The sequence below is a fragment of the Nocardioides luteus genome (assembly GCF_014648595.1).
In the GTDB taxonomy this organism is placed as follows: domain Bacteria; phylum Actinomycetota; class Actinomycetes; order Propionibacteriales; family Nocardioidaceae; genus Nocardioides; species Nocardioides luteus.
Genome location: NZ_BMRK01000002.1, coordinates 297445 through 323071, shown reverse-complemented (window position 1 = coordinate 323071; position 25627 = coordinate 297445). Strand labels below are relative to the sequence as shown.

Sequence of the window (25627 nt, the reverse complement as noted above, 5' to 3'; positions counted from 1 at the left end):
GCCCTAGATACCGATAGACGCACGCAGAAAGAGAATTCGTGACCGAGACTCCTCCGGAAGGATCCTCCGGGATCGTCCCCAACGGCGGCCGGATCGAGACCATCGAGCTGCAGTCCTCGATGCAGGCCAGCTACATCGACTACGCGATGGCCGTCATCGTCGGCCGAGCACTCCCCGACGTACGCGACGGCCTCAAGCCCGTCCACAGGCGCGTGCTCTACGCGATGTACGACGGTGGCTACCGCCCCGACCGCGGGTTCTCCAAGTGTGCCCGCGTCGTCGGTGAGGTGATGGGTAACTACCACCCCCACGGCGACTCGGCCATCTACGACACCCTGGTCCGGCTGGCGCAGCCGTGGGTGCTGCGCTACCCGCTGATCAACGGTCAGGGCAACTTCGGCTCGCCCGGCAACGACCCGGCCGCGGCGATGCGGTACACCGAGTGCCGGATGGCGCCGCTGGCGCTGGAGATGGTCCGCGACATCACCGAGGACACCGTCGACTTCGGGCCCAACTACGACGGCCGCTCCCAGGAGCCGGCGATCCTGCCCAGCCGGTTCCCCAACCTCCTGGTCAACGGCTCCGCCGGCATCGCGGTCGGGATGGCGACCAACATCCCGCCGCACAACCTGCGTGAGGTCGCCGCCGGTGCGAAGTGGGCGCTCGAGCACCCCGACGCCACCCGCGAGGAGCTCCTGGACGCGCTCATCGAGCGGGTCAAGGGCCCCGACTTCCCCAACGGCGCGCTGATCGTCGGCCGCGAGGGCATCGAGCAGGCCTACCGCACCGGTCGCGGCTCGATCACCCAGCGTGCGGTGATCGACGTCGACGAGGACAGCAAGGGCCGCACCACCCTGGTCATCACCGAGCTCCCCTACATGGTGAACCCGGACAACCTCGCCCAGAAGATCGCCGACCTGGCCGACACCGGCAAGGTGCAGGGCATCGCGGACGTCAAGGACAACACCTCCTCCCGCACCGGGCAGCAGCTCGTGGTCGTGCTCAAGCGCGATGCGGTCGCCCGGGTCGTACTCAACAACCTGCTCAAGCACACCGAGCTGCAGACCAACTTCTCCGCCAACATGCTGGCGCTGGTCGACGGCGTGCCGCGTACGCTCTCGCTCGACCAGTTCATCAGCAACTGGGTCGACCACCAGATCGACGTCATCCGCCGGCGCACCGCCTTCCGGCTGCGCAAGGCCGAGGAGGACGCCCACATCTGGCGCGGTCTGGTCAAGGCGCTCGACCAGCTCGACGAGGTCATCGCGCTGATCCGCTCCTCCCCCGAGGTCGACGACGCCCGCCAGGGGCTGATCCGGCTGCTCGAGATCGACGAGGTCCAGGCCAACGCGATCCTCGACATGCAGCTGCGTCGTCTCGCGGCGCTGGAGCGGCAGAAGATCGTCGACCGGCTCGCCGAGCTCGAGCGGATCATCGCCGACCTCGAGGACATCCTCGCCAACGTCTCCCGCCAGCGTCAGATCGTCGGCGAGGAGCTCGACGAGATCGTTGCGAAGTACGGCGACGACCGCCGCACCCAGATCATCGCGGCCGACGGCGACCTCTCCATGGAGGACCTCATCCCCGATGAGGACCTGGTCGTCTCGATCACCCGCGGTGGCTACGCCAAGCGCACCCTCGCGGGCGAGTACCGCACCCAGAAGCGCGGCGGCAAGGGCGTACGCGGCGCCACCCTGCGCGGCGACGACGTGGTCGAGCACTTCATCGCGACCACCAACCACCACTGGCTGCTCTTCTTCACCACCGCAGGCCGGGTCTACCGGATCAAGGCCTACAACCTCCCCGAGGCGGCACGTGATGCCAAGGGCGGTCACGTAGCCGGTCTGCTCTCGTTCCAGCCGGACGAGTCGATCGCTCAGGTGCTCGCGATCCGCGACTACGAGCAGGCGCCCTACCTCGTGCTGGCGACCCGCTCCGGTCTGGTCAAGAAGACCCGGCTCGCCGACTACAACTCGCCGCGTCAGGCCGGCGTCATCGCGATCAACTTCCGCGAGGACGACGACGAGCTGATCGGCGCCCAGCTGGTCAACTCCGAGGACGACATCCTGCTGGTCTCCCGCAAGGGCCAGGCGATCCGCTTCCGGGCCGACGACAGCCAGCTCCGGCCGATGGGCCGGGCGACCTCGGGTGTCACCGGCATGAAGTTCCGCGAGGACGACTCGCTGCTGTCGATGTCGGTCATCCGGGCCGAGCACGTCGCCGCCGAGATCGCGGCCGGGCTCTCCGAGGCCAACGAGGACACCGCCGACGTCGAGGCTCCCGTCACCGGTGCCGAGTCGCCGGAGGAGGTCGAGGAGCAGTTCGTCTTCACGATCACCGACGGCGGCTACGCGAAGCGTACGAAGATCTCGGAGTACCGGCTGCAGTCGCGCGGCGGTCTCGGCATCAAGACGATGGCCCTGACCAACGCCGACCGCGGCGGTCTGGTCGGTGCGTTCATCGTGGTCGACGGCGACGAGATCCTCTCGATCACCGCCAACGGCCAGGTCGTACGCAGCCCGATCAACTCCGACTTCCGAGCCACCGGCCGCTCCACCCAGGGCGTCAAGTTCGTCTCGCCCAAGAAGGGTGACTCGGTCGCCGTCGTCGCACGCTCCGTCGAGGCCCGCGAGGTCGACGGTGACGTCGCCGCCGGGACAGAGGTTGCGGATGATGACACAATCGGTGCAGACGGCGAGCACGGAGCGTCGTCCGAGACGACTACGGAAGATGAATCCTGATGACGGACCGCACCGCCGACAGCACGACTGGGGGAGTCGCGATGACCGAGCGGAACGAGACCGCAACCCAGAGGATCACGGGCTCGGTCGCCAACGCGGCGAAGCGCACCGGCTCCGCGGTGGCCTCGACCGCTCGCACCTCCGGCCCGGCCGGCGCTGAGCGGGCCGCAGCCGGCGGCTCGTCCCGCCGTGCGCGTCTCCTGCTGAGCCGGATCGACCCGTGGTCGGTCATGAAGATGGCCTTCCTGCTCTCGATCGCCCTCAGCGTCGTGCTGATCGTCGCCGTCTTCGTCATCTGGTCGGTGCTCGGTGCCGCCGGCGTGTGGGATGCGATCAACCAGGCGGTCCAGGACGTCGTCGGCGACTCCAGCGCCGGCTGGAACGTGCAGGACTACCTCGGTCTCGCCCGCGTCATGGGCTTCACCATGGTCGTCTCGGTCGTCAACATCGTGCTGATGACCGCCGTCGCCACCCTCGCCGCGTTCCTCTACAACATGGCTGCCGCCCTCCTGGGCGGCGTCGAGGTCGAGCTCACCGAGAACTGAGCCGACTGAGCTTCTCGAAGACCTGGGGAGGGTCGTCCGAACAGTGTTCGGATGGCCCTCCCCAGGTCTCATTGGTTTGCCGTGCAGCTCTCCCCGCAGTCGCGGATCGTGCCCGTCCATCCGTTCCGGGTGAGGATCCGGCCTAGGCGTGCTGCTGTCTGGCGCGGGGTGCCGAAGACCTGGTGGAACCTCAGCCGGGCGGTGACCGCCCCCAGCTGCGCCAGATCGTCCAAGCGCGCCCGGTCGAGAGCCGACTGGAGCGTCGCCGCTGTGACGTACGACCTGCTCGCCACCTCGGCCACCCGGGCGATCGCATCGATCTCCGTCTTCGCCTCGTTGGCCATTGCCAACGCGTTGTCCTCGACCTCGAGCCGTGGCGGCGTACCGCCATACGCCTTCAGGCTCAGGCCGCGCATCCGATGGACGACGATGCCAGGCTGAGGCATCACCTTGCGGGAATGGTCGATGGCGACATGGATCGGCCGCCCGTCGTCGCGTCCCTTCGGCGCCTCGAGACTCCCCCAGCACAGCACCGCCGGGTCGGCATAGAGCACCGCTGCCCAAGCGCGCTGCTCCCAGGTGAGCGGGCCGGTGTGATTCACGTACACCCGCGGATGCACGCGCCGCAGCTCGTTGCGGCGTACGCCTCGCTCGATGTCGATGCGGCTGAGGCCGCTCGCGACGAGCTGAGCGTGGCTCGTGACACCATCCTGCATCCGCCGCTGAGCATCGAGCAGCAGCGCCGCGTGCTCGCGGTCGAAGGCTGCCTGCTCATCCGTGGCGTCGGACATGCTGGAACCCTAACCCTGGGGAGCTCTGTCCGAACCGGGCTCGGAAGAGTCTCCCCAGGGTCGACGAGGTCTCATCGTTTTGGCTCCCGGGGCGGCGGCCGGGTAATGTTTCCTCTCGCCTGCTGGTGGGGCTTCCACCCCCAGTTGGCGCCTGCGCTTATAGCTCAGACGGTTAGAGCACCACACTGATAATGTGGGGGTCGGAGGTTCAAGTCCTCCTAAGCGCACAGCACACGCCCTGGACTCCGGTCCGGGGCGTTTCTGCTTCTCGGCGGCTCGTTCGGCCGCCCTACGGGTTGGTCGTTCCGTCTCGCTGGGTCGCATGCGAACATCGCCCCCATGACGAAGATCGACCTGCCGTTCGACCTCGATTCCATCCCGCGCCGCACTCGCCGGTGGGTCAGAGGCGGGATGAAGCGGACCGACAGGTGGGGGCGGAAGCTCGGCGGGCGCGTGGGCCCGCTCATCCCCAACACCCTCGCCACCGGTGGCGCCGACGACTGGACGCCGCAGGGGCTGGGGTACGACCCGGAGGGCAAGACGCTCGCCCAGAGCTACTACTCCCACGACAAGGGTTCGGCGCTGGTGCTGGTGGACCTGAAGGGTGGCAAGACCGCGGCCGAGGTGCTCCTGGTCGGCCGCGGCGGCAAGGCCGGGCCGGGGCATGCGGGCGGGGTCGCGATCGACGGCGACGACGTCTGGGTCTCCAAGGGCGGCAAGAACTCTCGTCTCTTCCGCTACTCCCTCGCCGCGATCCGCGAGTCGGAGAAGGGTGCCGAGGTCGAGCCGGTCGAGACCCCCGCGAAGGTGGCGGCCGGCTCCTACTGCCGCGTCCGAGGCAACCGCATCTACGTCGGCGGTTTCGCCGACCAGAAGCTGTACGCCTACGAGAAGAACGACGACGGCACCTGGAACTTCGACGAGCCCGTGGTCTCGACCACCACCCCGCCCAAGGTCCAGGGCGTCGTCGTGCGCGAGAACGAGTACGTCTTCTCCTCCTCGTTCGGCCGCCACCGCCCGAGCAAGATCTACATCTGCAAGCGCAAACGTGACGGCGGCGTCGGGGCAGTGCAGCGCACCTACAAGTTCCCCAACATGGCCGAGGCCATCGTCGAGGTCGCGGGCGACCTCATCACCACCTACGAGTCCGGCGCCTCGTCCTACAGCCGGCCGGCTGCGTACGGGTTCGGGATCCTGATCGGCCGGATGTGGGCGAGCACCCACATGACCTGCACCCCGATCGCCGCCCTCGGGTTGGCGCCGGACCCCGAGGCCGGTTGATTTCGTACGCATCATGGCGGGCCGGTACGCTTTCCGGGTCTAACGGGCAGCGATGCTCACCACGACTCGCAGGAGAAGACATGAAGAAGCTCGTCCTCGTACTGCTGGCCGCGGCTGGCATCATCCTCGCCAAGAAGAAGCTCGACCAGACCACCCCCGAGCGGGGCCACTGGGCCGATGCGACCGACAAGGTGAACTGACCGACGGACACCCGTCCGGGGCGTTGGCGCAATTGGTAGCGCACCTGCTTTGCAAGCAGGGGGTTAGGGGTTCGAGTCCCCTACGCTCCACCCACTCTGACCAGGCAAAACGCGAGAGCGACTGAGCCGAGGGCAGCGGCCGAAGGGCCAAATCCTGACGAACTGCCTGACTACGCTGCATCATCGTCGTTGCCTTCCTCGTCCTCGACGTCTTCGCCGGCGTCCTCGAGGGAGAGCGGAAATACGCTGTCCATGACACTGGCCCCGGACTCGATCACCGGTCGCAGCTCGTGACGATAGACCAGCTCAGTCACCGCCGTTCCCTTGTGGCCCATGAGACGCGAGATCTCCTCGACCGGCATCCCCCGCTCGGACAGGATCGAGACGAACGAGTGACGCAGCTCGTAAGGCACCCACTCGTCGGGATCGATGCCGGGAACCAGGCGAAGAGCATCGCGGAACATCCGGCGCACATTGTGTGCATCCTGCTCGGTGCCGACGAGGGACGGAAACACCAGGTCGTTCTCCTGCCACCGATCCCCCGCACGTTCCCGAATCTCGACCTGCTCACGTCGGGCACGCTCAAGCATCGCCACGACGTAACCGGAGACCGCGAGAGTCCGCTTCGACTTCTTCGTCTTCGTGTCTCCGCCGGCCCGCACGGAACGCCACACCTCGATGTAGGGGGTCGCCTCGTCGAGGTGCACACGATCCCACCGGAGCGCCCGGACTTCCTCAGGACGTACGCCGACGAGCAGCGAGACCGCGATGTACGGGTGAATATGGTGCGTGCGCGTCTTCTCCAGGATGTCCGAGGCCTGCTGGAGCGTCAGCGACTTCGACGGACGACCCGTCCGACCCTTCGGAGCAGGGCACAGGTCGACGACGTTTCGCTCAGCCAGCCCACGCTTCACCGCCCGATTGATCGACCGCCGCAGCACGGAGCGAACCTGCTTGAGCGTCGAGGTCGACAGATCCGACGACAGCTTGAGCAGCCACTTGTCGACCTCATCCGGACGAAGATCCTTCAGACGACGCCCGCCCAGATGCGGCTTTATGTGCACCCGGTACTTGTCACTGTCGCCCTCCTTCGTCTTCTCCCCCACGTCCGAGCGCTCGAACTTCAACCAGTCCTCACAGACCTGAGCCACGGTCACCCGATGAGCCGCGGGCATGAGGCCGACCTCGTACTCACGGATGCGATCGCGCAGGTTGCGCAGAGCCGCCGACTCGCTCTTGCCGGTGCCGGTCTTGACGATGCGCTTCCCGCGACCGTCGTATCCCACCGTCTTCTCAGCGATGTAGCGCTGGCGCCTCTCATCCCAGCGCACACCACCATCGCCTCGAGCTCGACGAGACTTCTTGTCTTCGGTGCTCATGCCGCCTCCTCAGCGAGCAGGGCGACGCACTCCGCCAGGGCATCGACCGGAACCCGGCGGCTACGACCGACCTTGACCGTCCGCAGACGATCCGAACGGATCAGCTCGTAGATGACAGACCGACTGATGCGCATCGCCTCGGCCGCTTCCTCAACCCGGTAGAGCACCGGGACGACGACTGTCTCGCTCATCACTTCACTCCTTCATCGGTTGGTGTTCTTGGTCTGGGCTTTCCATTGCTCGTACTCACGGGCTCGAGCCGCGGCCGCGAGGGCGAGGGTTTCGTCGCCGGGGTTGGTCCAGCCGGTGCCTTGGTAGGTCCAGTTGCCGATGACGAGGGTTGTTTCGGTGTCGTCGGCCAGGAGCCGGGCTTCGAGCTCCTCGAGGTCGAGCAGGGCTTTACGGGCGTCTTCGTCGTGCTCGGCGGTCGCTACGAGGTCGCGGTACTTGGCGCGGGCGCGGCGGAGTTGGCCGAGGGTGACGGAGTAGCGGCGGGACTTGGTGGAGAAGTGGCCCCGGAACCCGAGCATGTGCGCCCACTTCCCCAGGAGCTGGTAGGGGTTGGCCGGCGTTCCGTTGGCGTCGACGTGGGGCCCGTAGTGCTCACGTGCTCGAGCGCTGAGTAGTCGGCACCTCGAGGCGAACTCGGCGATGTGCTCGACCGGCCGGTCAGCTCGGATCGAGTTGGCGTCCTTGGTGGCGTACTTCGCCAGATAGCCGGCGACCTGTCCCGGGGTCAGCGGCCCGTCGGGGTCGTCGGTGCGGTTGGTGTCGCGTACGACCCGGACGTCGAGCTGCTTCCCCCAGCACAGGACCCGGGCAGTGTCGCTGTCGTCGACGGGAGGTGCCTCGAGGTGGACGTCGCCGGCGGCGTGCTCCAGGAGCCGGCCCAGGGTGCGGCCGTCCAGGGGTGCCGGTGATCCGGGACCATCGGGACCGTCCAGGCGGATGAGGGCGTGGAAATGGATCAGGCCGCGGGCTTGGTATTCGGCGACCTTGGCGAACTGCACCGAGGCCACATCGGCCAGGGGCGGCGGAGGGGTCGGGTTCTTCTTGGTGGGCTTGCGGCGGGTCTCGGTGACGCCGAGTTGGTGCGCCAGGGCACGGCGCAGGGCGATGGTGGTGCGTCGCCACAGTTCCGGGGCGTGCCACTGCCAGATCACGGCGCTGTTGGTGTCGTGACACTCGGGGCACAGTGGCGCGCCATTGGCGGAATCGTCGGGACCGTGGACGCTCATGCAGCCCAGGGGGCGGCCGTGCTCGCAGGTGACAGGCTGTCCGGGCCTGGCGGAGCGTGGCCGGCACCGTCCGCCAACCGGTTGTCCGTTCTTCGGGCGGGGTCCGTGGACGTGGCCGAAGGAGGGTGCGGTGAAGGTGACGAAGAGCAGCGGGTTGTCTGCGACCGTGGCGGGGATGGTCTTCCCGCCGACCAGGCCGGCGTTGATCATGGCGTAGGTGTCGCGGGCGTAGGTCCTCGAGCAGGAGGGGCAGACGTCGGCGCGGCGGTTGCCGCAGGGACGGTAGAGCACCCCGAGCGGGGCATTCGCGGACGAGAACGTGCCGACAAGCTCCCCGCTACGGGCATCAATCGTGGTCGAGGATCCAGAGAGCCGGATCGGGTGGGCGCAGTACTTCACCGCGGCTGCGGTCTCGGCCCAGGCGTCGAACGAGCCGTCGAGAAGTCGGGCGCCCACGGCGCTGAAGGCGGCCGGGGTGAGTCCGGACAGATCCAGCGGCGCATCCTCCCCATACCCAGGGAACGAGCCCCGAGCCGAGGACGATGCGTCACTGTGGATGCCCGGCGCATCCATGGTCGAGCTGGTCGAGATGGTCACGCGGCACCGTCCAGGAGGGAAGTCACGGGGAGAACGTCCAGCAAGTCGAGGAGGTCGGCAGGCTCAGAGGCGCGGTCGACGCCGGCCCACCAGCCACCGGTAGCGGTACGGGCGTACGCGGCGCAGGCGAGCCGGACCGGGCAGCTGGCGCAGGTCTCCTGCATCAGCTCGACCAGGACCGACGGGGTCTCGATCTCGTCGGTGGTCCACGGCAGACCGCGAGTCTCTCGCGTCGTGCACGCGGCGTGCTCCATCCAAGCCGGCGTAGTCATCGCGAGCCCCCATCGGTGAGGGAGAGCTGCATTCCCGGCAGGTCACCAGGAGCAGCGTCCGAAATCGTGACCAGCTCCGGCTCTGCCGGGTAGAGCGAAGCCACACGGCGGATGAGGTCATCGGACCAGTAGTCGGCCCGTACGCGGTCGGTGGAGCCGTCCTCGTCGATGATCCATGCCGTGCCCTGTGCTCCCTTGAGGATCCGGTGTGCCGGGGCGAAGGGGGCCATGCCGTCGCCCAGGACCATGTTGGTCTCCATGGCCGAGCGGAGCCGGAGCGCGATGGTCTGGGTGAACAGGCCGCGCATGTCGATGACCTCCTTACGCGGGTCCTGCACGAACGCGACCACCACGACGCCCACAGCGCGGCCGATGGAGAGAAGCCGCTTCAACAGCCGCTCGGCCTCCTGCTTCACCTCCCGATCCGCATAGGCGGTCAGCGAGGCCAGCTCATCGATGACCAGGAGGTAGAGCGGATCCCCCGGTCCGGGCTTGTGATTGCGCGAGTGCCCACGGAGTTCCTCGGTGCGCTGGTCAGCGATCGCTACGAAGTCGCGCAGCATCTCCACGGCCTGCTCACCAGTGACGGCGATCTTGGTGAACAGCGGGGCGCCCATGGTGAGTTCCATGCCGCCTTTGAGGTCGATGCCGTAGGCACGGACCGCATCAACAGCGATCGAGGGAGCCAGGGAACCGACGACGCCCCACAGGATTGAGCCCTTCCCGGAGCCGGAGGCACCCACCGCGACGGTGTGGCGCTGCTCGATCTGGAGATCGAACGGTTTGCCGGACTGCCGGCGGCCGAGCCGGACGGTTTCGGTCTGCATCCGAGGGTCGGGCTTCGCCGCGACAGCGGGGGTCTTGATCAGGTCCCGCATCACCAGCTCGAACATCACCGTCGAGCCGGCGCGGCGCTTGGCCGGGAACACCCGGTAGGCGTCGGCGCTGTAGGTCGCGGCCAGTTTGGGGGCGAAGGCCTCGAGGTCGGCCAGGGCCTGGCCCCTGCGGGTACGGACCTTGAGCGTCACCGAGTGCGCGGAGGTCTTCACTCGCTTGAGGCGAGGATCGCGCCACTTCTCGATGGACTCCTCACCAACACCCATCCGCTTGACGCGCTTCGTGCGGCGCTTGGACAGGCCGGCCTCACGGGCGACTGACTTCCAGGTGAGGCGGAACCGCAGCCACCACCAGGCCCGCCGGCCAATCGAGGCCAGCCACCCCAGGGCAGCCAGCGCAGCGGGTCGGGTCGGTTTGATCACGACCAGGACCGCGATCGCCAAGGCGACCAAGCCGCCGAGGCCGTAGATGATCGTCTCGTTCATCACGTACTCCTTCCATTCGTGTTGCTGCTGTTGCTGGATCCCGCCAGCCGCCACGGCTTCCCCTTCCATGACGGCCGGCGGGCGAATGTGGGGTGTGCTCACAGGCGAGCGGCTTTGGCGCGGCAGGTCGGGCACACCGGGGTTGAGAGATCGGGGTAGTCCCAGGTCCAGGAGGTCCCGGCGTTGGGTCGCCCGCACAGGGTGAGATCGGCGTTGAGCCCGGCGAAGTGCGCGGGGTCGGACCCATCGCCGATCCACACCAGGTAGACACTCACGCTGCGTCCCTAGGAATCAGGACGTCCTCGACGAGGTCGACCACCCAGCCGGGAGCGGTCGCGAGGGCGGGAATGCCCTTGGCGATCCCGCCCGCGAACCGTTCGCCGTCGAGCCAACGCATGGACGAGCTACGGTCGACCGGGCCGATCTCGTCGAAGATCTGCCCCGAGATCGTCACCGCCACCGCATCGTCGGTGTACTCCTCGACCAGCAGCACCGCGGCGTAGAAGGTCTTGCCCTTCGAGTCCGTCAGTGCCGGGGCATCGACGAGAGCAAAACGTCGGCTCACCGCAGTCAGCACGATCCCCGCGGGCTTGTCGGAGGCGGGGGCGGCACTCATCACGCGGCCTTCGAGTTCGCGGCAGCAGCACCGGCAGCGGGCTTGCGTGCGGGGTTCTCGCCGGGCTTGACCATCGACTCGGCGCGGTAGGACCAGGTGATCCGGGTCCGGTCCTGGTTCTCCTTGTTCTTCCCGCCCGTGTACTCCACGTACGGCAGAGCGGTCAGACCGACGAACTCCACCGGAGTCCAGGGGAACGGGGTGTCGTTGGCCGGGGGCACGGGCTGGTGCTTGGCGGCGAACTTGACCGTGATCGCGGTGTCCTTCTTTCCCGCGGTGTCGTCGGCGTCGAGGATGACGACCTGCCAGACCGGGAGGCCGGTGTCCTTGTCGAGCTGCTGGGGCATCGACCCATCGGCCCGCTTGCCGGCCTGGAAGTCGAGGACCGGCTCGACCTCGCCCTTGAGGAACGCTCCCTGCGGGAACACGTCGCCGTGCTGGACTGCGAAACGCTGCTTCATCGCCATGACTTGATCTCCAATGTGGTTGGCCGGACCTCTTCCGGCTTGTATCCATTGACCCGCGAAACCAGGGGACGTCTTCACCTCAAACGATGGACATTTGGGGACATTTGCCCGAGAATGGAGTCATGGCAGCGAACCAGCGCATCCGATCCGCACTCACGAACAAGGGCATGACTGCCGCGTCCCTGGCCGGGGCTGTAGGCGTCGACCCGAAGAGCGTTGAGCGCTGGATCAGTCAGGGACGTGTGCCTCACCCGGGAACCCGCGCACGCGTGGCGGAGGCCCTCGGCTACGAGGAGACCCACCTGTGGCCTCAGCTGCTCTTGGACTCTCGAGCTGCATCATCTGCTCAGTCCGAGCTGGTGCAGCTGTGGCCCAGTCGTGAGAGCGTCCCCGGCGATGTGTGGCGCTCCCTGCTAACGCGCACATCGAAGCGCCTGGACGTGCTCGCCTACTCCGGTGGATTCCTGGTCGAGGTCTACGGGCTGGCTGCGGAGATCGAGCGCATCTCAGCGGCCGGGGGACAGGTCCGTATTGCTTTGGGTGACCCAGAGAGCGAAGCCGTCCGTCTGCGAGGCCTCAACGAAGGTCTGCCGGCGCTTCCCGAGCGGGCGCGATCCACCCTGGAGTACCTCGCCGAGGTCAAGGGCCTGCCTGGCGTGGAGGTGCGACAGCAGGACGCCCCGCTGTACGTATCGCTCTACCGCTTCGACGATGAGGTCCTCGCGAACACGCACACCCACGGAGCGCCGGCGAAAGACTCGCCCGTCTTCCACTACCAGCGAGCGGCCGACGCGCATCTCTTCAACTACTACGCCGCCGCCTTCGATCGGGTCTGGAAGGACGCCGCGCCCGCCTGAGTCGTAGCCTGTTGGGCATGGGCCGAAGGATCGACTGGTACGACGACCCCGCCGCGCCGGAGGTCAACAGCATCAAACCGAGCGCTGGAGCGTTCGTGCGCGACGAGGACGGGCGAGTCCTGCTCATCCGCCGCGACGACAACGGCAACTGGTCAATGCCCGGCGGAGCGATGGACCCCGGCGAATCCCTCACTGCATGCGCAGCTCGAGAAACGTTCGAGGAGACCGGAATCTCTGTCGCCATCACGGATCTAGTCGGCATCTGGACCGACCCGCTCCACCGGATCGAGTACACCTCAGACGGCGAGGTCCGCCAAGAGTTCACCGTCATCTACGCCGGCCGATACCTCTCCGGCGATCCGAAGCCGAGCAAGGAGAGCCTCAGCGTCGAATGGGTCGACCCCGAGAAGGTGCCAAGCCTCCAGATGGACCGCAGCCAGCGCGTACGCATCGACTGGGCGCTCAACAAGCGTTGGCCCCACATCGACCAAATTAACGCCTCGACTTAATCACGCCGAAGCAGCCGCACGTCGCTCATCAACGCGCACAACCGCGTCGATAATTTGCGGACGAGCCCGACGGATGAACCGCGTCACCAAGTGCTCTGGCCCGTAGCGGACCTCAATTTCGGCCAGCCGGTCACGGACAATGACGGGGGACCCGTCGGGCCCTGTGGTCATGTCGCAGAAGCAGACTGCATCCTCATACACCTCTGGGGGGCGCTGGTAGTCGGCAAGCTCATGCGCAAGCCCGCGCTCTTCGGCCTCGAGGATCGCGCAGGAGTGGTGGGCAACCATCGAGACGATCCGCTCGTCCCATCCCGTGCGACGGAGGTAACGTGCTCCGTCGATCGCATGCATCCCCGTCTGGACCAATGCGGGGGCGTACCCAATGTCATGGAGCCAACAGGCTGCCCCGAGCAGATCTGAGCTTAAGCCGAGCTCAACAGCAACCGTCTCCGCCTTCCGGCCTACCGCTGAAACGTGCATCCACCTCTGGCCTAACGGTTCTACGAGTGATCGGGCCTCGTCGCGGGCGGCTTGAAGATTTCGGCTCACACTGACCACGCTAGCGCTGAGGGTGAGAGACAGGCGGCTGGAGGGGGCAAGAGCCGCATCTCGGCAACTTTCTCTCTGCCGCGGGGGCGTCGTACCCACAATCGGGGATGCCTGCCGTGAAATTTTGTCGGTCTGGTCTGCTGCGCCGCCCCAACGGCCTAGCCTCGAACAACGCAGACTTTCAGGGGGTAGCGTGACCGAACGGGCGCAGGCGGGTAGGCGCACAACTATCTACAGGTTGACGGGCGTAGAGAACTTCGAGCAAGCGATTCGTTCGAAGTATCGCCTCGACGAACGGTTCGATTTGGTTACCGTGAATGTCGGCGCGCGCAGTGGGTTATTGGTCACTGGATCGATGTTCAAAGAAAAGGCCGAATGGTGCGAGGCCGTCTCGGTTCTCACCGAGACCGATATTGCCGTCAACAGCGTCACTCCTGTTGGAATTCTGATCGTGCGGCCGTCGAGCGAGTCCTCTAAGGCGACCGGTGATGCCGATGTAGCGTATGCCCTCACCTACGGGATGGGCTTCCAACTATTGGATCAAGGGCGTCTAGACAACCTCTTCGGGCAGAAAATCGCGATACGCACTGCCGAGCCCAACAAGCTCCGCTCGCTCACGGTAACAACAATGGACGAGCGTTCTCGAACTTCGCGAGCAACCATCGCGCAAGGTGACGGACTGCTTGGCTTTGGGTTAGGCGATGTGGGTGAGGCGGTGAGTAGGGTCGTCGCGATCGCAAACCTCCCGAGCCTTTCAAGGTCGGACGGGAAGCCGTTCCAGATACGCGGTGCGGACGCTCTCAATGTGCCGCTCGGGCGCACCCCTGCAGAAGTTATCTCAGACTTGGACGCGCTCGAGACTCTTCTCGCCAAGAAGCCGCCTGAGGCGCTTAAGCTCCTAGAGCAGCTCACGGCAGTAAAGAACCCTGACGTCAAGGATCGACTCGACGTCGTCCTAGCCAAGGCGCTTAACGAAGCAGTGGCTGACGGGTCGCCGGGTGCGATCGGCCTATCGTGGCCTCATGAACGTGTCGACGAGAACGGCACGCCGGACGCTTGGCTGCCAGTGGCCCTCTGGCCCGGTCGGAGACGGAAAGAGGTCAAGCCAGGGCAGCCTGAGTGGAGTGAGATCTTAGAGGCGTTGGAGCAATGGCCGCCCGGCGACCGGCTCGCCCGTCTTGATCGGTCTGCGATTCAACTGTTCCGAGATGCGGGAGGAGAGAGCGCAATCAGTTCGGCCATCCCGCTTCGCCGCTGGATCGCGTATCAGGCGGAGATGGATGGTCACACTTTCGCGCTTTACGACGGGGCGTGGTTCCAGATACACCACGACTATGCGAAGAATATTAAAAGGAGGACGGCCGCAATCTTTGCCCGGAAGGTTGAAGATCTGGACTTTATTCCGTGGTTAGAGAAGGATGATGAAGACAAATACAACAAGAAGTTGGCCAAGGCGCTTGGTGGAGTTTGTCTTGACAAGAAGTTGATCACCACGGAATTGCATCGCCGTGGAATCGAGGCTTGTGACGTCTATCTTCCAGACGGAACATTGATCCACGTAAAGGAAGTCGGACGCTCTACGGCTGCGAGTCACCTGATTGCGCAAGCGCTGGTTTCGGCAGATGCCTTATGCAAGGACGAGAAGGCGCGCGATAAAGTCCGTGCGCGGATCACCGAGGCGGCTGGCGATCCCGTCGGCATCGGTCTTAAGCCGAAACGTGTGATCCTGGCAATGCATCGCAGGAACGGTAGACCATTTACTGCGGATGACTTGTTCACGTTTACCATGGTTAACCTGGTGCGACACGTGGAGGCCCTTGAAGGGCGCAGCGTGCCCGTTCGGATCGTGTCTATTGACGGTGAGGCGCACCAATAGCCTCAAGCGACTCACGGTGTGACTCGTCTGTGCTCATGCTGCCGGTCGCGCCTGGCGAGCCGGGGGATGCCAATGGTCCCTCTCGCCTGCTGGCGTCGTCTTCTGCCACGCGACCGATCTGTGTCCGGGGGCGAATGTCCCGCGGCATCGGGAGCGGCGGGCGGTGCAAGCCTCAGGTCTTCGCCGACGTGGTCAGATCTGTGAGAACTTTCTCTACTGACTCAAGGCGGCCTCCGGCCGCGGGCGCGGCCTCCGGGGGCGTGCGGCCTGGCGGCCGGTCCCCCTACGTGCCGCGCAAATGAAGAAAAGCGCCCAGTCCGTAGACCAAGCGCTCACTTCCCAGGTGCGACAGCTCGAGACAGCATCAGCGATACCCGTCATCCCGAACCGCTACGACCGCTAGCCTCCTCGATCATGTACAACCCGATCGCCGACGCACTCCACGATCACCTCGGTCTCGCCGGCATGCTCGCGGTCGGCATCGTGATCACGTCCATCGGCGTCCACTACGAGGCCGTCATCGGCAAGGTTCAGACAGTCGTCAAATGGTTCACCCGCCGCCAGAGTTAGACGCGTCGCCAGCCCCGACCAGCCCGCTACAGTCCTATGGCTGATGACGAGGGGGAGGTGGGCGCTGCTGCCGGTGGGGACACTCCCCGCGACGCTTCTATGTCGGGCGAGGCTAAGCAGCGTGGGGGCAAGCCCCCAGACCCCCGCCAATGGGGCCAGGTGCCGGCCAGGGTCACGCTCCGCCCCCGCGATACGGACTGACGCTGTTGCCTGACAAACTGCCTGACAATGAACGACGCCCGGCAGCGCCGAAGGTGGACGAACACGGACGTTTCCCCGCGTAAACCGGGTCCCTGAGCTCAGCGGGATTGTCGTTTGCAAGCAGGGGGTTAGGGGTTCGAGTCCCCTACGCTCCACCACCTCGTTCAGGGGTGACCGCAAGCCGGTCGCCCCTGATGTCATTTCAGGGCGTGGTCTCGACAGGCTCGACCACCGGAGGTCGACGGCTGCAGGGTCGCTGGTCAGCGAGCGGTCCAGTGCGCAGGTCGCTCGAAACCTTCGGGAAGGATCGTTCGAGCGTCGCCTCGGGCGCTGTTGACCTGCATCTGGGTCAGGTAGATCGCGCCACGAAGGTCCGCTCCGCGTAGGTCGGCGTCGCGGAGGTCCACGCCGAGGAGGTCGCAGAGGTGCAGGGTCGCGTCGGAGAGGTCAGCGGCGATGGCGGTGGTGCCGCGGAGGCAGGCGCCCGACAGGTCGGCACCGGCCAGGTTCGCGCCGAGCAGGTCGCTGCCTGGCCCGAGGGACCGAGCTCGACGGCCGGGCGAGGCGACCGACCGGGCGATCTCGCTGGCCTCGACGAGGAGCGACCGCGCGGCGTCGTACTCGGCATCCACATCCACGCTCGAGAGCTCGGGAGCCGGCAGTTCGCTGAGGGTGCGGACCCGCTCGAGGGCGGAGACCCATGGCGACACGCCGTCCCGGTGACCTTCGGCGAGCGTGACGGCAGAGGAGAGGTACCAGAGCAGCTCGTGGAGGCGGCGTACGAGTGGGAAGATGGTGAACATCTCGGCCCTGACCTGCGGATCCTCGCGCCAGGAGCGGCCGGAGAAGGTGTGTTGAGAGACCTTCTGGCCGGCGCCGAAGCAGTCGAAGACGGTGCAGCCCTTGTAGCCGTGGTCGCGCAGGGCGGGGTGGATGCGGCAGGCGTCGTGATCGTCGAGGTGCTCGCAGGGCTCGCCGGCGGGCTTGTCGCGGGGGAAGTCGGCGGACTTCACGAGCGTCAGGGCCACGCAGCAGAGGCCGAAGCAGCTCGAGCAGTCGGCGCTGAGCTCCGCGCGGCCGAGCGGGACGTACGTGCGGCTGTCCACCTCGTCAGCCTAGCGTCGGCACCATTCGCTCGATCACGGTGTGCAGGTGGGCGCGGAAGCGGTCCAGAGCGGCGCCCTCGCCGGGTGGGACACGGTTGCCGGAGGCGTCGATGACGCCGGCCTGACCGAAGGAGTGTGCCGTCCACACGATGGTGAAGACGAGCATCTCGACGTCGACGTCGGCGTCGATCCCGGCGCGCGACAGGGCCGTGCGCACCGAGGCGACCACGTCGGCGATCAGCGGCCCGGCGAGGTCGCTCTCGAACTCGATGAGGTCCTTGCCCTCCGAGAGCCAGCGCCGCATCCACAGGGCCGGAACTTCGCGGTGGTCGAGGCAGAACGCGAGGTAGGCGTCGACGAAGTCGATCAGCCCGGCGACGGTCGCGGCCGGCGTCGGGTCGACAGTCTCCAGCCGCTTCAGCGCCTCGAGGACGACGTCGCGCTGGGCCTCGTGGGCGCGGCGCATCACCTCGCGGTAGAGCTGCGGCTTGCTGCCGACGTGGTAGGCGACGGTGGCGATGTTGAGACCGACGGCGTCCGCGATCGCTCGGGTGCTGGTGGCGTCGTAGCCGCGCTCGGCGAAGAGCGTCGTCGCCGCAGCCAGGATGCGCTCTCGACTGTGGACGTCGTCCGGCCGCTGGCTCATGGCCCGAGGATAACCGTCTCCATCAGTTGTTGGAGAAATCCGCGACAACCTCTTGTCGGTCTCTCCATCATGCGATTGACTGACGGCCGAGTTGGAGCAATCAGGAGGGCTCATGGACGTCACCGACGTGGCAGTGATCGGTGCCGGTGCTGCCGGTCTCACCGCGGCGAAGGCGCTGATCGACGAGGGGTTGTCGGTCACCGTGCTCGAGCGCGGCGACCGTCCGGGCGGGCTCTGGGCCCGTGACAACGCGAGCGGTCTCTCGCCCGCGTACGACAGCCTGCACCTCAACACCAGCAAGGGCCGGACCGAGTTCGCCGACTTCCCGATGCCCGAGGACTGGCCCGACTATCCGTCCGCGGACATGATCGCCGGCTACCTGAAGACCTACGCCGACGAGCACGGCGTGACCGAGCGGATCCGCTTCGGCGAGACCGTCACCGACGTACGCCGCACGAGCGCGCGCTGGGAGGTGACCGCCGCAGGCCCGGACGGCCCGGCGACCGAGACGTACGACGCGGTCGTGGTCGCGAACGGTCACAACTGGGACCCGCGCTGGCCGGATCCGCCCTACCCCGGCGACTTCAGCGGACGCCAGATGCACGCCCACGACTACCGCTCCCCCAGTGTCTTCGCCGGTCAGCGGGTGCTGGTGGTCGGGATGGGGAACTCCGCGATGGACATCGCGGTCGACGCCTCGCACGTCAGCAACGGGCCGGTGCTGCTCTCCGCCCGCCACGGCACCCACATCGTGCCGAAGTACCTCTTCGGCCGCCCCGCCGACGCCACCGGCGCCGCCCTCGCCCGACTCCCCTGGCGGCTGCGTCAGCGCATCGCCGAGACGATGCTGCGGGTCGCGGTCGGCCGGCCCGAGGCGTACGGCCTGCCGGCGCCGGCCGGCGGCCTCTTCCAGAACCACCCCACCATCAGCGACACGATCCTGCACCGGCTGACCCACGGCGAGGTGGTCGCGCGGCCGGGCATCGAGCGCTTCGACGGCAGCACCGTGACCTTCACCGACGGGACCACCGAGGAGGTCGACGTCATCGTCTGGGCGACCGGATACCGCGTCAGCCTGCCGTTCCTCGGGGAGGAGTGGACGGGCAGCGACCCCGAGTCGATGCCGCTGTTCATGCGCGTCTTCCACCTCGACGACCCGACCCTGGCCTTCACCGGACTGATGCAGTCGACCGGCGCCGCGCTCCCGGTCGTCGAGGCCCAGGCCAAGCTCGTCGCGGCCTGCTTCAGCGGTCGCTACGGCCTGCCCGCACCGGCCGCCCAGCGCGCCGCGACCACCAGGGCGTACGCAGCGGCGCTGGCGCGCTGGGGCGCGAAGCGGCCGATGATGCGCATCGACTTCGACCAGTACGTCGCCGCGGTGCCTCGGGAGCTCGCGGCCGGGATCGGCCGCGTCGGCCCGCCCCGGACACTTTCGACCAGCAGTGAGGAAGCCCGCGCATGAGCAAGCAGACCCAGCAGGACGTACGCGGCAAGCGGGTGCTGATCACCGGCGCGTCCGGAACGATCGGCCGTTCGCTCGGCGCCCGGCTGGTCGCCGCGGGCGCCCAGGTCGTCGGCCTCGACCTGCGCCCGACCGGCGACGAGCTCTTCCCGGTCGTCGAGTGCGACGTCACCGACGACGCCAGCGTGACCGCGGCCGTCGCGGACGCCGTCGCGCGGCTCGGTGGACGGCTCGACGTCCTGGTCAACAACGCCGGTGTCGGCGGCCCGGCTCCGGCCGAGCTGGCACCCAGCGAGGAGGTGCGCCGTCAGCTAGACATCAACCTCCTCGGCACCTGGCGGGTCACCGCGGCCTGCGTGGACGCGCTCGTCGCGAGCCGCGGCCGGGTGGTGATGGTGACCTCGCGGATGGCCGTGCTCCAGCTGCCGCTCGCTGCTGCGTACGGCGCCTCCAAGCGGGCGATGGTCGCCTACGCGGACGCGCTGCGCCACGAGCTCGGCACCCACGTCGGCGTCACCTGCGTCTACCCGTCGGCGGTGCGCAGCCCGATCCACGACTCCACCGCGGCGGCGGGGCTCTCCCTGGAAGGGATGAGCACCTACGAGCCGCTCGAGGGCGTCGTGGACGCGATCGTCCGGGCAGCGTTCTCGACCCGGGTGCTCCGCGACGTCACCACGACCCGCAAGGGTGCGATCGAGTTCTTCATCGCGCGCCACCTGCCTGCCCTCTCCGACCGCATCGTCCAACGCACCCTGGCCTCCCGAGCACGAGCAGGCGCCTTCGACGCGGCCGAGCTCGCCGCCGGCGTCGTGCGCAGACACCGGGAGCTGGCATGACCACCGTCCCGACCGTGCGGGGCGCGACTCCCGGCACCCTGTCGGCGTACGGCACCGGCTCCATCGGGATGGGCGTCTGGGTCACCGTCCCGGGCCTGTTGCTGCTCTACTTCCTCACCGACGTCCTCGGGGTCACGCCGTTCCTGGCCGGTCTGACGATCCTCGCGCCGAAGATCGTCGACGTCATCGTCCACCCGCTGCTCGGCTCCCGCTCGGACCGCGAGGCCGTACGCCTCGGCCACCGCCGCTCGATGATGACCCGCGGCGCCATGCTCGGGGTGGCGATGGCCGCGCTCTTCGCCGTGCCCGGCGGTCTGGACGGCTGGACGGCCGCGATCTGGGTCTGCTGCTGGCTGGTCGTCGGCAACCTGCTCTTCGCGAGCTTCCAGGTGCCCTACCTGACGACGGCGTCCGACCTCGACATCGACTATCACGAACGCACCCGGGTCTTCGTCTACCGGATGGCCTTCCTGACCGTCGGGCTGCTCAGCGCCGGCGTGATCGCCCCGGCGCTGACCGCGTCCGGCGAACGCTCGGCGTACGCCCGGATGGCCGTCATCCTCGGCGTCGTCATCGTGGTCACCGCGTTCGTCGCGATCCGCGGCGTACGGCGGCTGACCGAGCGGTGCGGGGTGCGGCCGCCCGAGGCGAACGCCACCCACTCGGTGCTCGACGACCTCCGGGTCGCCTGGCGCGACCGCAACTTCCGCTTCCTGGCGCTCTCCTACCTGCTGACCGGCACCACGACCCATCTGTTCCTGGCCGCGCTGCCGTTCGTCACCGACCACATCTTCGAGAACAACAAGCTGACCGCGCTGCTGATGGGCCTCTTCCTCGGCCCCGCACTGGTCGCCGGACCCGCGTGGCGTGCGCTGTCGAAGCGGATCGGCAAGCAGCGCGGGCTGCTCCTGTGCCAGGCGATCTTCGTGGTGGGCTCGCTCGTGCTCCTGGCCGGCGCTGCGGTCGGGATCGCGGTCACCGCACCTGCCGTCGTCGCCCTCGGCGTCGCCTTCGCGGGGCTGCAGCTCTTCGCGTTCTCGATGGTGCCCGACGCGGTCGACGCCGCACGCTCCGCCGGGGTCTCGCGCGCCGGCGCCTACACCGGCGCCTGGACGGCCACCGAGGCGCTGGGCACGGCGCTGGGACCCTACATCTACGCTGGCGTGCTCGGCCTCGGCGGATTCGTCTCGGCCACGGCCGGTGAGGACGTCGTCCAGTCCGACTCGGCGCTGACCGCGGTGATCATCGGGTTCACCATCGTCCCCGCCGTGCTGATGGCCGGCGCGATCCTCTTCCAGCGTCGTTACGAGCTGGACTCCACCGCGTCCTGAAGGAGGTCGACGTACGCCGGTCGCAGCTCGTCCGCCTGCGACATCACGTTCTGCACGACCGCGGCCGCGTCCCCGGTCGGCGACGAGGGACCGTGGTCGAGGAGGCCGGTGAGCTCGTCGAGGCAGACGTGCCAGCCGACCGCGGTGTCGGTGTTGGGCGTGGGGTCACCGAACCAGGTGGTGAAGGTCAACCGGGTGCCGTCGTCGGTGGGCTCGAGCTCGAAGCGGAGCAGGTCGGTCAGGTCGGCGCGGCCGTCCATCCCCCAGCTGAACTCGAAGGTGTGCGGCGGGTCCCAGACCAGCAGCTCACCTGCGGAGACGAAGCTCTCCGGGTCGACGCCCATCTCCTCGATCGCATCGGTGGTGTTCGCCAGCTCGAGGCCCTCGGGCCAGAACGGCAGGCTCAGGCGAGCCCCGGCGACCCGCTCGCCGACGATGTCGGTCGGGAACCAGTGCCGCAGGCCGTCGGACTCGGTCAGCGCCCGCCACACCTTCTCCGGCGCGTGCCGGAGAAGGCGTACGTAGCGCAGGCCCGTCCGCTCGCCCTCGCGGATCACCTCGCCCATCGGTCCGGTCGTCGTGGTCATCTCTCAGTCCTCCTCGTGGTCGGGGTCGTCGAGCGGTCCAGGTGGCGCTCGAGGGCATCCAGACGGTCGGCCCACATCCGTCGGTACGGAGCCAGCCACTCCTCCAGCTCGCGGAGCCGGTCGGGTCGAAGCCGGTAGTGACGGCGCGGTCCGTCGACGCGTACGTGCACCAGCTCTGCCTCGCCCAGGGTCCGCAGGTGCTTGGACACGTTGGGCTGGGCGAGCCCGAGAGTCTCCACCAGCTCGCCCACCCCCATCTCCCGCTGGCAGAGCAGATCGAGGATCTGCCGACGGGTGGGGTCGGCGATGGCGGTGAAGACGTCACGGCTGGGCACCTCTCAAACATGCCTCAACCGGAATATTCCTGTCAAGGAATATAACTAGGAGACTGCGATCGCGATCAGTGTGACGGCCGGAAGGACGGCGGAGGCGAGGGTGCCCTTGACGCTGCCGCCCCGCGGGAGCCAGAACCCGAGGAGGTCGGCGACCGCCATGAAGAGCGAGGACAGGAGCATGTAGATGCAGGTGACGACCACGACGGTGACACCGATGGACTCGTCGCCGAAGTTCACGATCCACAGGCCGATGAGCGTGCCGACGCCGACGAGGGCGTTGCGGGCGCCGATGCAGAACGACCAGAGGTGGACGTTGCGGATGCCGTGCGGCTCGATGTCGAGGAACCGCTGGACCCCGGGGCGGTCGATGAAGAACGCCTCGAAGGGGAAGACGGCGATGAGGACCAGCGCGGAGATGCCGGCGCTGAGTTGAGCGACTGCGTTCATGATGACCTGCTCGGGGCGGCCTCGCGGTGCGAGGTGTGGAGATCGGGGAGGCAACACGCGTCCGGCAGAACCCCGTGAACAGACGGCTGTCTGGACACCGGAGAGCGATATAGTCAGTCTTACTGACCATATTTCGCCTGGTCGTCGAGACTGTCAAGGGGTCGGATGGATGTCGCAACGCTCATGTTCATCGCCTATCGGGCGATGGACGACCGGATCGTCTCGGCGATGCGGGAGGCGGGCTACGACATCACCGTGGCGCAGGCCCGCCTCGCGCAGCGGATCGCGGAGGACGGCTCGCGCCTGGTCGATCTCGCCGAGCAGGCGCAGGTCACCAAGCAGACGGCGAGCATGCTGGTCGCCGCCCTCGAGCAGAAGGGGTACGTCGAGCGGGTGCCGGACCCGAGCGACGGCCGGGCGCGCCTGATCAGGTTCACGGCCGAGGGTCAGGCTGCGGCGGATCATGCTCGCGAGCTGGTGATGGCGGTCGAGCAGGAGTGGAACGACCACCTCGGACCGCCACTCGCAACGGCGCTGCGTGAGGCGCTCACATCGTTGCGCGAGCTCGTCGATCCCTACCGGTGAGAGACGCCGAAATCGCCTTCGGGCCAGGCAAAGCACTGGTAACTACGAGACCGCAACGGAGATACATTCCCTAAACACGTTCGCGCCGCCAGCGCAAGGGGCCTAATACCTATCGTCTCGACATTTGGACCTATCACTCGTTTGAATTCCGTACGGCGGAACAAAGTGGCTCTGAACTTAGGCAATCCTTTGGCGGGGCGCCAGAAATCGCTCTGACGAAACCCACCACCGCAAAGTCCGAGAGGTCAATGTTGTGGGCGCACAGTCCGTAGTCACCCGGGTCGAGATGACCACCGCAGAGTCCCAGGCCGCAGCGAAGCTGGCAGAGTCCTTGTTCGACCGCTTCCAGAGCCCGGTCTCCTCGGAGTTCCTGGAGACCGCCCCGTTCCTCGGCGGCGACCTCCCCGAGAGTGTCGCCCGAGCCATCCGCTCCTTCCGCTACGGCGATGCGACCGACGCCCTCGTGATCAGCGGCCTCCCGGTGACGGCCGGTCCGACCCCGCCGCACTGGAACCACCCCGACGCCCAGGCGCCGCACATGGCCGACTTCTGGCTCGCGCTGATCATGGCGCAGCTCGGTGACGCCGTCTCCTGGTCCTCGCTGCAGGGCGGCCAGCTGGTCAACAACATCCTGCCGATCCAGAAGCAGGAGAGCCTGCAGACCGGCCACAGCAGCGACGTCGTCCTCGACCTGCACATCGAGGACGCCTTCAGCAGCCTGCGCTGCGACCACCTCGGTCTGATCTCGCTGCGCAACGAGGACCTGATCCCGACCACCGCGGTCGGCATCAGCTCGATCGACGTGAGCGGCCCGGAGTTCGCGCCGCTCTTCGAGCCGCGCTACGTGATCCACCCCGACGACGAGCACCTGCGCAACCTGCGCGAGGCCGGCGTCAGCGAGGACGAGCTGCTCGCCGCGCCGACGGCGGTGCTCTCCGGCTCCCCGCAGGCCCCCGACGTCCGGCTCGACCCGCCCTACATGTCCGCCCTCCCGGGCGACGTGGAGGCCGACCGGGCGCTGCAGCTGCTGATCATGGAGCTCTCCGCGAACGTCGAGGACGTCGCGCTGGCCCCCGGCGAGATCCTCATCGTCGACAACCACCGTGCTCTGCACGGCCGTAAGCCGTTCACGGCTCGCTACGACGGCACCGACCGTTGGCTCCGCCGCCTCACGACTGTCAAGGACCTGCGCCGCAGTCGGGTCGCACGGTCTGAGGCCTCCTCGCGGATCATCGACCCGGTGCTCGAGCCACTTCCCACATCCCTTGAGCTCACAGGCGCCGGTCGCTGACGCTCGGGATCACGGAGGCCGCAGGCGTTCAGCCTGCGGCCTCCATCTATTTCCCGGCGAGGATCAGGGATACTCAACCGCGTGAGCGTGAGGCGATGGAGCGTTGCAGTGCTGGCCGCCGGGCTGACGTTGGCGCTGGCCGGCTGCGGGGGCGACGACGAGCCGAAGCGGCCCGAGGCCGCGCCGACCGAGACGACTGTTCCCGTCTACGCCGCGGACATGGACCCGGTCATGGCGGCGATGACGCTGGTGCCGGCGAGCGCGAAGACGCTGGCCGTGACCGACTACGACGAGGTGAAATCGCTCTTCGGGTTCGACGACGTCACCGGCAAGTCCAATCCCGCGAAGCAGAACGAGCTGTGGAGCAGAGCCGACAAGGAAGCCGCCCAGGTGAGCGGCGGGGTGCTGCGAGACGTCGACCAGCAGCTGCTCGACAAGTACGACTGGGGCGCTGCCGACGTGGTCTGGGAGGCCAGGTTCACCGGCGGCAAGGGCGGGTTCGTCATCAAGGTCCCCGACCGGATCAAGCCGGGCCCGGCGATCAAGGCCGGGGTCGGACCACTGAAGGGGGCGAAGTTCGATCGGGAGACCCACCTGATCACCAAGCACACCGCCGCACCCGGAGACGAGAACTGGGCCTCGGAGGAGACGATGACCGCCGTCGCCGGCGGCCCGGCCACCTCCACCTACGTGGTCAAGGGCTGCGCCGAGGGCGGGCCGAAGGAGAAGACCAGGCTGGCGCCCGTCGAGGCCTACTCGGTCGAGTTCGGTGGCGGACTGGCCACCCTGCGCCTCGGCGAGGACCGTGACGACCTGTTCCACCGGCTGAAGCTGGGCGACCGGGTGGCTGCGTACAAGAAGACGTTCACGCACGGGGTCGCGGACCCGTCCACCGGTCGGATCGGCTTCCGGGTGAAGAACCCCGTGACGGCCGCCACGCTGGTCACCAGCAAGCCCGTGCCATTCGCGGTCTGCGACTGAGGGGCCGTA

Annotated in this window: 29 protein-coding genes and 2 tRNA genes; 16 read left to right on the top strand and 15 right to left on the bottom strand. The window is 67.6% G+C overall.

The features are described 5' to 3' along the window. Positions 1–38 precede the first annotated feature (38 nt). Complete coding sequence (gyrA, locus tag IEY81_RS03975; protein ID WP_189117150.1) at positions 39–2741, top strand: DNA gyrase subunit A; 2703 nt, start codon at positions 39–41, stop codon at positions 2739–2741. Beyond that, complete coding sequence (locus tag IEY81_RS03970; RefSeq protein WP_189117149.1) at positions 2741–3286, top strand: DUF3566 domain-containing protein; 546 nt, start codon at positions 2741–2743, stop codon at positions 3284–3286. Before gyrA ends, IEY81_RS03970 begins: the two co-directional genes overlap by 1 nt. Positions 3287–3354: 68 nt before the next feature. Here IEY81_RS03970 and IEY81_RS03965 read toward each other — a convergent pair whose 3' ends face one another. Then, positions 3355–4077, bottom strand: coding sequence for a type IV toxin-antitoxin system AbiEi family antitoxin domain-containing protein (locus IEY81_RS03965; RefSeq protein ID WP_189117148.1), 723 nt, complete (start codon positions 4075–4077; stop codon positions 3355–3357). Between the two features lie 153 nt (positions 4078–4230). On the opposite strand from IEY81_RS03965, the gene IEY81_RS03960 reads away from it, so the two are divergent. From IEY81_RS03960 to IEY81_RS03950, 4 genes are all read left to right on the top strand, one after another. After that, positions 4231–4304, top strand: a tRNA-Ile gene (locus IEY81_RS03960). A gap of 112 nt (positions 4305–4416) precedes the next feature. Then, entirely contained in the window at positions 4417–5358 is a 942-nt protein-coding gene (locus IEY81_RS03955) for a hypothetical protein (RefSeq protein ID WP_189117147.1), read from the top strand. Positions 5359–5438: 80 nt separating this feature from the next. Then, positions 5439–5558 (top strand): DLW-39 family protein, encoded by a 120-nt coding sequence (locus IEY81_RS24045; RefSeq protein ID WP_229787308.1) that lies wholly within the window; start codon positions 5439–5441, stop codon positions 5556–5558. Between the two features lie 17 nt (positions 5559–5575). Further along, positions 5576–5648: transfer RNA gene (locus IEY81_RS03950), tRNA-Ala, on the top strand. Between the two features lie 80 nt (positions 5649–5728). Here IEY81_RS03950 and IEY81_RS03945 read toward each other — a convergent pair. Genes IEY81_RS03945 through IEY81_RS03910 form a run of 8 tightly spaced genes read right to left on the bottom strand, consistent with a single transcriptional unit; the run spans position 5729 to position 11449 of the window. After that, positions 5729–6937 (bottom strand): site-specific integrase, encoded by a 1209-nt coding sequence (locus tag IEY81_RS03945; protein ID WP_189117146.1) that lies wholly within the window; start codon positions 6935–6937, stop codon positions 5729–5731. After that, positions 6934–7128 carry a helix-turn-helix domain-containing protein gene (locus tag IEY81_RS03940; RefSeq protein WP_189117145.1) on the bottom strand — a complete coding sequence of 65 codons (195 nt, stop codon included), beginning with the start codon at positions 7126–7128 and terminating at the stop codon, positions 6934–6936. Before IEY81_RS03940 ends, IEY81_RS03945 begins: the two co-directional genes overlap by 4 nt. 12 nt (positions 7129–7140) lie before the next feature. Next, entirely contained in the window at positions 7141–8772 is a 1632-nt protein-coding gene (locus tag IEY81_RS03935) for a replication initiator (protein WP_189117144.1), read from the bottom strand. After that, the gene (locus tag IEY81_RS03930) at positions 8769–9044 is read right to left on the bottom strand and encodes a hypothetical protein (RefSeq protein WP_189117143.1); all 276 of its coding nucleotides are present in this window, start codon (positions 9042–9044) and stop codon (positions 8769–8771) included. The genes IEY81_RS03935 and IEY81_RS03930 overlap by 4 nt, the downstream gene beginning before the upstream one ends. Beyond that, entirely contained in the window at positions 9041–10501 is a 1461-nt protein-coding gene (locus tag IEY81_RS03925; RefSeq protein WP_189117142.1) for an FtsK/SpoIIIE domain-containing protein, read from the bottom strand. The genes IEY81_RS03930 and IEY81_RS03925 overlap by 4 nt, the downstream gene beginning before the upstream one ends. Next, a complete protein-coding gene (locus tag IEY81_RS03920) occupies positions 10465–10641 on the bottom strand; it encodes a hypothetical protein (RefSeq protein ID WP_189117141.1) in 177 nt (58 codons plus the stop codon). The genes IEY81_RS03925 and IEY81_RS03920 overlap by 37 nt, the downstream gene beginning before the upstream one ends. After that, the gene (locus IEY81_RS03915) at positions 10638–10982 is read right to left on the bottom strand and encodes a hypothetical protein (protein ID WP_189117140.1); all 345 of its coding nucleotides are present in this window, start codon (positions 10980–10982) and stop codon (positions 10638–10640) included. The genes IEY81_RS03920 and IEY81_RS03915 overlap by 4 nt, the downstream gene beginning before the upstream one ends. Then, a complete protein-coding gene (locus IEY81_RS03910) occupies positions 10982–11449 on the bottom strand; it encodes a plasmid replication, integration and excision activator (protein WP_189117139.1) in 468 nt (155 codons plus the stop codon). The genes IEY81_RS03915 and IEY81_RS03910 overlap by 1 nt, the downstream gene beginning before the upstream one ends. A gap of 122 nt (positions 11450–11571) precedes the next feature. Between IEY81_RS03910 and IEY81_RS03905 the strand changes: the two genes are divergently transcribed. Together IEY81_RS03905 and IEY81_RS03900 are read left to right on the top strand one after the other, a co-directional pair. After that, the gene (locus IEY81_RS03905) at positions 11572–12306 is read left to right on the top strand and encodes a helix-turn-helix domain-containing protein (RefSeq protein ID WP_189117138.1); all 735 of its coding nucleotides are present in this window, start codon (positions 11572–11574) and stop codon (positions 12304–12306) included. 17 nt (positions 12307–12323) lie between these two features. Beyond that, the gene (locus tag IEY81_RS03900) at positions 12324–12815 is read left to right on the top strand and encodes an NUDIX hydrolase (RefSeq protein WP_189117137.1); all 492 of its coding nucleotides are present in this window, start codon (positions 12324–12326) and stop codon (positions 12813–12815) included. Here the strand turns inward: IEY81_RS03900 and IEY81_RS03895 are convergent, their stop codons facing one another. After that, a complete protein-coding gene (locus tag IEY81_RS03895) occupies positions 12816–13295 on the bottom strand; it encodes an HDIG domain-containing metalloprotein (RefSeq protein WP_189117136.1) in 480 nt (159 codons plus the stop codon). A 262-nt stretch (positions 13296–13557) separates the two neighbouring features. Here IEY81_RS03895 and IEY81_RS03890 point away from each other — a divergent pair, with 262 nt between their 5' ends. Beyond that, the gene (locus IEY81_RS03890) at positions 13558–15240 is read left to right on the top strand and encodes a DUF6119 family protein (RefSeq protein WP_189117135.1); all 1683 of its coding nucleotides are present in this window, start codon (positions 13558–13560) and stop codon (positions 15238–15240) included. Positions 15241–15654: 414 nt separating this feature from the next. Then, on the top strand, positions 15655–15810 hold the full coding sequence (locus IEY81_RS03885) for a hypothetical protein (RefSeq protein ID WP_189117134.1): 156 nt from the start codon (positions 15655–15657) through the stop codon (positions 15808–15810). Positions 15811–16271: 461 nt separating this feature from the next. On the opposite strand, the gene IEY81_RS03880 is transcribed toward IEY81_RS03885, so the two are convergent. Together IEY81_RS03880 and IEY81_RS03875 are read right to left on the bottom strand one after the other, a co-directional pair. Beyond that, positions 16272–17117: a pentapeptide repeat-containing protein gene (locus IEY81_RS03880; protein WP_189117133.1), complete on the bottom strand. Its 846-nt coding sequence runs from the start codon at positions 17115–17117 to the stop codon at positions 16272–16274. Positions 17118–17121: 4 nt separating this feature from the next. Then, positions 17122–17763 carry a TetR/AcrR family transcriptional regulator gene (locus IEY81_RS03875; RefSeq protein WP_189117132.1) on the bottom strand — a complete coding sequence of 214 codons (642 nt, stop codon included), beginning with the start codon at positions 17761–17763 and terminating at the stop codon, positions 17122–17124. A gap of 112 nt (positions 17764–17875) precedes the next feature. On the opposite strand from IEY81_RS03875, the gene IEY81_RS03870 reads away from it, so the two are divergent. Genes IEY81_RS03870 through IEY81_RS03860 form a run of 3 tightly spaced genes read left to right on the top strand, consistent with a single transcriptional unit; the run spans position 17876 to position 21392 of the window. Then, positions 17876–19225 (top strand): flavin-containing monooxygenase, encoded by a 1350-nt coding sequence (locus IEY81_RS03870; protein WP_189117131.1) that lies wholly within the window; start codon positions 17876–17878, stop codon positions 19223–19225. Further along, positions 19222–20061 carry an SDR family NAD(P)-dependent oxidoreductase gene (locus tag IEY81_RS03865; RefSeq protein ID WP_189117130.1) on the top strand — a complete coding sequence of 280 codons (840 nt, stop codon included), beginning with the start codon at positions 19222–19224 and terminating at the stop codon, positions 20059–20061. Before IEY81_RS03870 ends, IEY81_RS03865 begins: the two co-directional genes overlap by 4 nt. Continuing rightward, positions 20058–21392 carry an MFS transporter gene (locus IEY81_RS03860; protein WP_189117129.1) on the top strand — a complete coding sequence of 445 codons (1335 nt, stop codon included), beginning with the start codon at positions 20058–20060 and terminating at the stop codon, positions 21390–21392. Before IEY81_RS03865 ends, IEY81_RS03860 begins: the two co-directional genes overlap by 4 nt. Here IEY81_RS03860 and IEY81_RS03855 read toward each other — a convergent pair. Genes IEY81_RS03855 through IEY81_RS03845 form a run of 3 tightly spaced genes read right to left on the bottom strand, consistent with a single transcriptional unit; the run spans position 21365 to position 22761 of the window. Beyond that, the gene (locus IEY81_RS03855; protein ID WP_189117128.1) at positions 21365–21979 is read right to left on the bottom strand and encodes an SRPBCC domain-containing protein; all 615 of its coding nucleotides are present in this window, start codon (positions 21977–21979) and stop codon (positions 21365–21367) included. The two genes, IEY81_RS03860 and IEY81_RS03855, sit on opposite strands and share 28 nt — an antisense overlap. After that, positions 21976–22314 (bottom strand): ArsR/SmtB family transcription factor, encoded by a 339-nt coding sequence (locus IEY81_RS03850; RefSeq protein WP_189117127.1) that lies wholly within the window; start codon positions 22312–22314, stop codon positions 21976–21978. Before IEY81_RS03850 ends, IEY81_RS03855 begins: the two co-directional genes overlap by 4 nt. A gap of 45 nt (positions 22315–22359) precedes the next feature. Further along, complete coding sequence (locus IEY81_RS03845) at positions 22360–22761, bottom strand: DUF1304 family protein (RefSeq protein ID WP_189117126.1); 402 nt, start codon at positions 22759–22761, stop codon at positions 22360–22362. A 165-nt stretch (positions 22762–22926) separates the two neighbouring features. Here IEY81_RS03845 and IEY81_RS03840 point away from each other — a divergent pair, with 165 nt between their 5' ends. From IEY81_RS03840 to IEY81_RS03830, 3 genes are all read left to right on the top strand, one after another. Further along, positions 22927–23346 (top strand): MarR family winged helix-turn-helix transcriptional regulator, encoded by a 420-nt coding sequence (locus IEY81_RS03840; RefSeq protein WP_189117125.1) that lies wholly within the window; start codon positions 22927–22929, stop codon positions 23344–23346. A gap of 286 nt (positions 23347–23632) precedes the next feature. Then, the gene (locus IEY81_RS03835; protein ID WP_189117124.1) at positions 23633–24637 is read left to right on the top strand and encodes a TauD/TfdA family dioxygenase; all 1005 of its coding nucleotides are present in this window, start codon (positions 23633–23635) and stop codon (positions 24635–24637) included. An 81-nt stretch (positions 24638–24718) separates the two neighbouring features. Next, positions 24719–25618, top strand: a complete 900-nt coding sequence (locus IEY81_RS03830) for a hypothetical protein (protein WP_189117123.1) — start codon at positions 24719–24721, stop codon at positions 25616–25618. The last annotated feature ends 9 nt before the right edge of the window (positions 25619–25627 follow it).